The 4966-nt window shown below is 71.1% G+C and carries 4 protein-coding genes; all 4 read right to left on the bottom strand.

The window, feature by feature from the left end:
- Window positions 1-94: 94 nt before the first annotated feature.
- The 4 genes from ACY5KJ_RS17430 to ACY5KJ_RS17445 all read right to left on the bottom strand — a co-directional run bounded on the left by ACY5KJ_RS17430 (window position 95) and on the right by ACY5KJ_RS17445 (window position 4639).
- Window positions 95-736 (bottom strand): dTDP-4-dehydrorhamnose 3,5-epimerase family protein, encoded by a 642-nt coding sequence (locus ACY5KJ_RS17430; RefSeq protein ID WP_462188474.1) that lies wholly within the window; start codon window positions 734-736, stop codon window positions 95-97.
- On the bottom strand, window positions 733-1761 hold the full coding sequence (locus ACY5KJ_RS17435) for an NAD-dependent epimerase/dehydratase family protein (RefSeq protein ID WP_462188473.1): 1029 nt from the start codon (window positions 1759-1761) through the stop codon (window positions 733-735). Before ACY5KJ_RS17435 ends, ACY5KJ_RS17430 begins: the two co-directional genes overlap by 4 nt.
- A 164-nt stretch (window positions 1762-1925) precedes the next feature.
- Window positions 1926-2516, bottom strand: a complete 591-nt coding sequence (locus ACY5KJ_RS17440) for a serine acetyltransferase (protein WP_462188472.1) — start codon at window positions 2514-2516, stop codon at window positions 1926-1928.
- The gene (locus ACY5KJ_RS17445) at window positions 2516-4639 is read right to left on the bottom strand and encodes an HAD-IIIC family phosphatase (protein ID WP_462203866.1); all 2124 of its coding nucleotides are present in this window, start codon (window positions 4637-4639) and stop codon (window positions 2516-2518) included. The genes ACY5KJ_RS17440 and ACY5KJ_RS17445 overlap by 1 nt, the downstream gene beginning before the upstream one ends.
- Between the last annotated feature and the right edge of the window lie 327 nt (window positions 4640-4966).

Raw genomic sequence — 4966 nt, forward strand, 5'->3', positions numbered from 1 at the left:
CCCCACGCCCCGCCCACTTTTCCCTGCCAGCATTGATTTTCACTGGTGGAGCGGGGCCCTCGCCCGACGGTTGGCCGAACCGGGGGCGACGGATTCAGGCTGTCGCGCCGACCCCGCCAAATGTGTGAGCTACATCACGCTGAATGCCGGAAGACCCGGGTGGCACGGCGTCGCCGGACGGTCCGGCCTGGCCCCCGGCCGGACCATCGCCGGCCAGCAGCGGCCAGGCACGGTCCTTGTCGGAGATCACCGAGACGGGCAGCGGCCAGACGATGCCCAGCCGCGGGTCGTCGAAGCGCAGCCCACGGTCGTGTCCCGGCGTGAACGGGACGTTCATCTGATAAGTCGCCTCGGTGGAGTCGACGAGCGTCTGGTACCCGTGCGCCAGGCCCGCGTCGATGAACAGCGCCCGATGGTTGTCGGCCGAGAGCTCCACCGCCACGTGCCGCAGATAGGTCGGCGAGTCCGGGCGGGGATCGACGACGACGTCGAGCAGGGCGCCGCGGGTGCAGCGCACCAGCTTGGTCTCCCGCACCGGCTCCCCCGCCCAGTGCATCCCGCGGACGGTGCCCGCGGAGGCGTTGTAGGCCACGCTGCACTGGGCGACGTCGACCGTGAGCCCCGCGGCGGCGAGCTCGCCGGCACAGAACGTGCGCGCGAACATGCCGCGGGCATCGGAGAACGGCTCGACATCGACGATCATCACCCCGGCGATCGGCGTCGACGTAATGATCATGGGTGGGCCCAGAACAGGTCGGCGTCGAGCTGGCCGGTACGGATCAGGTACTGAAGCTGCTTGAGCCGGGTGTGCCCGCGGCCGGTGAACGTCTCGTTGTCGAGCTGGATGCGGGTGAAGACGTCGTGCAGCTGCTGGGCGCCCCTGAGCGCGTTCCAGTCGCAGGAGAAGCCGGGCAGGGTGGAGGCGATCTTGTCGAACGACACCCGGTAGCTGCGGTTGTCGCTGCCGTTGTCACCGAAACTCAGCGTGCAGCCGGTGAACACCGTGGCAACCGCGTCCGCGATCTCCTTCACCTGGTAGTTCTGCTCGCTGTCGCCGACGTTGAAGATCTGGTTGTGCACGATGCCGCGCGGTGCGGTCAGCACCAGGCGGATCGCCTTCGCGATGTCGAGCCCGTGGACCAGCGGGCGCCACGGGGTGCCGTCCGAGGTCATCGCGATCTCGCCGGTGGTCCAGGCCACCCCGGCCAGGTTGTTGAGCACGATGTCGAAGCGCTGCCGCGGGGAGGCACCGTAGGCGGTGGCGTTGCGCAGGAAGGTCGGCGAGAAGGTGTCGTCCGCCAGCGGGGCGACGTCACGCTCCACGTAGACCTTGCACTCGGCGTAGGGGGTCTGCGGGTTCACCGGCGAGGCCTCGGTGACGTCCGCACCGGTCGCGACGCCGTAGACGCTGCAGGAGGACATGTAGACGAACCGTTCGACGCCGGCCTGCTTGGCCAGCTTCGCCAGCCGGACCGAGCCGACGTGGTTCACCTTGTACGTCACGTCCGGGGCGAGCGCGCCGAGCGGGTCGTTGGACAGCTCCGCCATGTGCACGACGGCGTCGACCCCCGCGAAGTCCTCGACCGTGAGATGGCGGAGGTCCTTGTCAAGGGTCAACGGGGTCCGGTCGACGCCGCGGTACAGCCAGCCGTACTTGTAGTAGCCGGTGTCCACCCCGATGACCTCCTGGCCATCGCGCAGCAGCTCGGGCGCGAGCAGGCACCCCAGGTACCCCTCCGTGCCCGTCACGAGCACCTTCATCCGCGAGTCCTCCCCATCTCGGCAACGGCACAGGTCGGGTCCAATCGGATACCGGCGTTCCGGCCTCAAACCGTACCGAGTCGATCCCACGAGCCGGTCGCCGACATCCCGCAGTGGCGCGTCGGCGGTCTCAGCGTGCCGGCGGACGCATCACCCGGACGGTCTCAACGCACCGGCGGGCGCATCACCCGCGCGGGAGCGGCGAAGACGGTCGAGCCCGCCGGCACGTCCGTCATCACGATCGAGCCCGGGCCGATCTTGGCGTCGTCGCCGATGCTGATCGCCCCGATGAGATGGATCCCGGGGGCGAGTTCGATCCGCTTGCCGACCTTCGGCACGTCCCGCGGGTCCGCCGTACCGCTCGCGTAGCCGATGGTCAGGTTGTGCCGCAGGGTGCAGTCGTCCCCGATCACGCAATGCGGCGGGATGAGGATCGCCTGGTGATGGCCGATGTGGACCCGGCGGCCGAGCCGCGCCTGCTCGTCGAGCTCGGCCCCGTACAGGTTACGGATGATCAGTTTGTTGACCACCTTGTAGAAGACGGTCACGATCCCGCGGACGGGCCGGCTCCGGGTGCGCCGCCACTGCCCGATGCGATAGACGGCGAGCACGTGCAGGCCCGGGTGGGCGAACGATTTGTAGTGCCGGCGCCAGTCCTCCTGCAGGATCTCCCACAGCCCGAGGTCGGAGGCATCCCGGGTGTCCTGATCGCCGGCCGTGCCATCGAAGATCTGCCGCAGTCGCTCCTGCACCATCAGCGGGGCACCTCTTCCGTCTTGCGGTCCCGCAGCCACGGCTGGGGGAGCACCTGGGGGGACAGCCCGGCCACGGCGCCGGACGGCTCGGCCACGACGACCCGGATGAGCCCAGGCGGCAGGTACGGTGACCGCGCATCACGGCTCCAGTACGTCGTCTCCGCAGCCGAGGTGATCCCGTCCGGAGGTGCGGGCACCACCCCGGCTGATCTCCCGGCCGGCAGCGTCGCCGGCGCCGGGTCGACCCGCCCGACCCGCTCGAAACCAAGCCGTTCGTAGAGGCCGGCCACCAGAACGTTCTTCGCCGACGGCCGGTAGTGCCCGGTCACGCGGGCGAGGCCGCGGCGGCGGGCCTCGGCGAGAACAAGCGCGGCAACCTCGTCCTCGAGGGTCCGGCCGATCACCCGGCAGCTCATCAGCCAGGTGTCGATGTCCAGCGCGCCCGCCGACTCCACCGCGATGACCACGGCGACCAGACCGTGGTCGGCGAACCGGTCGGCGAGCCGGACACAGAACACCGCCGTGCCGGGGTCGGCGGCCAGCCGCTCGATCTCAGCGGCGCCCCGGCGGCGACCGGTCAGGTTGAACTGGTTGGTCTTGCCGACCAACTGGGCGACCCGCGGCAGGGTCATGTCGTCGAGCGGGACTACGGTGGCGGTCATGTCCAGCCCGCGGTGGAAGTCCTCCAGCGAGGTCGCCGCCGCCGCGGCGGCGGCCGTCTCGGCCCGGGCCCGGTACGCGGCGGTGCGCGCGGCGTCCTCGGCCGTGAGGGCGGTGGCCTCGAAGAAGGGGTAGTCCGCCAGCGCCCGGACGTAGCCGTGCGGATCGGCGGGCAGCGCCACGACGTCCACCTCGGGAACGAGCTGGCGGACGACCTCGCGTTCGGCCGGGTTGTCGTCGACGAAGACCAGCGCGTCGAGGCCGAGGCCGAGCGCGGCGGCGATCCGGCGGATCTGCGTCGGCTTGTCGTCCCAGCAGGCACTGAACACCGCGATGTCATCAAGGCCGAGCCGCATCCCCGGATGACGCTCGAACGCCTCCCGGGCGTCGGCGTCGTTGTTCTTGGAACAGACGGCGAGCACGACCCCGCGGGCCTTCAACTCGGCGACGTACGTCTGGAACGCGGCGAACGCCTCCCCGACAGCGCCGTCGCCGAGCGCGATGCCGGCCAGGCCGTCCTCCCCGAGCACGCCGCCCCACAGGGTGTTGTCGAGGTCGAGGACCAGGCACTTCCGGCTCGTTCCCAGCTGGGCCCCGATCACCGCGGCGGTGTGCCGGGCCAACAGCGGCACCTGCGCGAGCGACACCGCCTGCTTGGACCGGTGCCAGTACCGCGCGTCAAACCAGGCACGCTTGCCCACGTCGGCGGCGAGCCTCTCGCAGTCGACGAAGGCGACCCCGTCGCCCCGCTGGCCGGACACCCGGCCGAGTTCGGCGTTGACCCGCGCGAGCATCGTCGGCCGGGAGCCGGGAACCCGCAGCGCCAGATGGCCGAGCGCGACCTCGCCGGGGATGGCGAAGGTGTGCTGGACGATCCGGGCCCCGCACCGATTTATGATCATGTCCCACAGCGACGTCCAACGCTCGACCGCGGTGGCCACCGCGGCGGCTGGGTCGTCGGCGACCGCCGGCAGGGCGGTCTCCCCAGCGTGCACCGCGAGCACGACGACGTCGGGCCGGAACCGGTAGAGCTCACTCGCGGGGTCCAGGATCTCCTGGCGGTACTGCCCGTAGCCGCATTCGTAGACCTCGACGGCGACCCCGGCTCGCGCCGCGGCCAGCGGCAACAGCGCGGCGAACTGCGATGTCGTGTAACTGCCGAGCACGGCCACCCGCGCGGACCTCGGCAGCGGCGCGACCCGCGGCAGGACGCGGCGCAGCACGCCGGCAACGGCCGACCAGGCACCGAGATCGCTGCCGGCGTCAGTGAGCGCCAGGGCCCACCGCACGGCTCCGGCGTCGTCGCCGACCCGCTCGTGCGCGACGGCGAGATCACGGCACAGCGCCGCGGCCGGGATCTCGCTCGTGGCGGCGCGCGCGGTCAGCTCGGCGATCCGCGGGTGTCTCGGCGGTGACGCGACGCCCTCGCCGACGCCTGTGCCGACGTCCCTTCTGTCGGTCATTGCTGCGGCCCCTCCCGGTGCGACTCTTCGCGGCGCCCATACGCACTTTCTCGTCACTCTACCGTCACGTAAGTGTTGATACGCGACGGAGCGGCCATCAGGCCAAGGCGGCAGCCGGGGACGCGAGGAGCGTGCCGCGGTCCGTGGAGGTTGCGCGTCGATCGGGACCGGGACCGGGGAGGCGGTCACCCGGCAGCGGCACGCCCCACCGGGCATCGGCCGTCTCCTGCGCCGTCGAAGGCGCTGAAGCCGGGAAAACCACAGCTGAAGCCGAGAAAACCACGCCGGGCCATCCGGACGAGCTACCTGCTTGGTAACAGTGGTCTG

The organism is Frankia sp. CcWB3, from assembly GCF_977927595.1.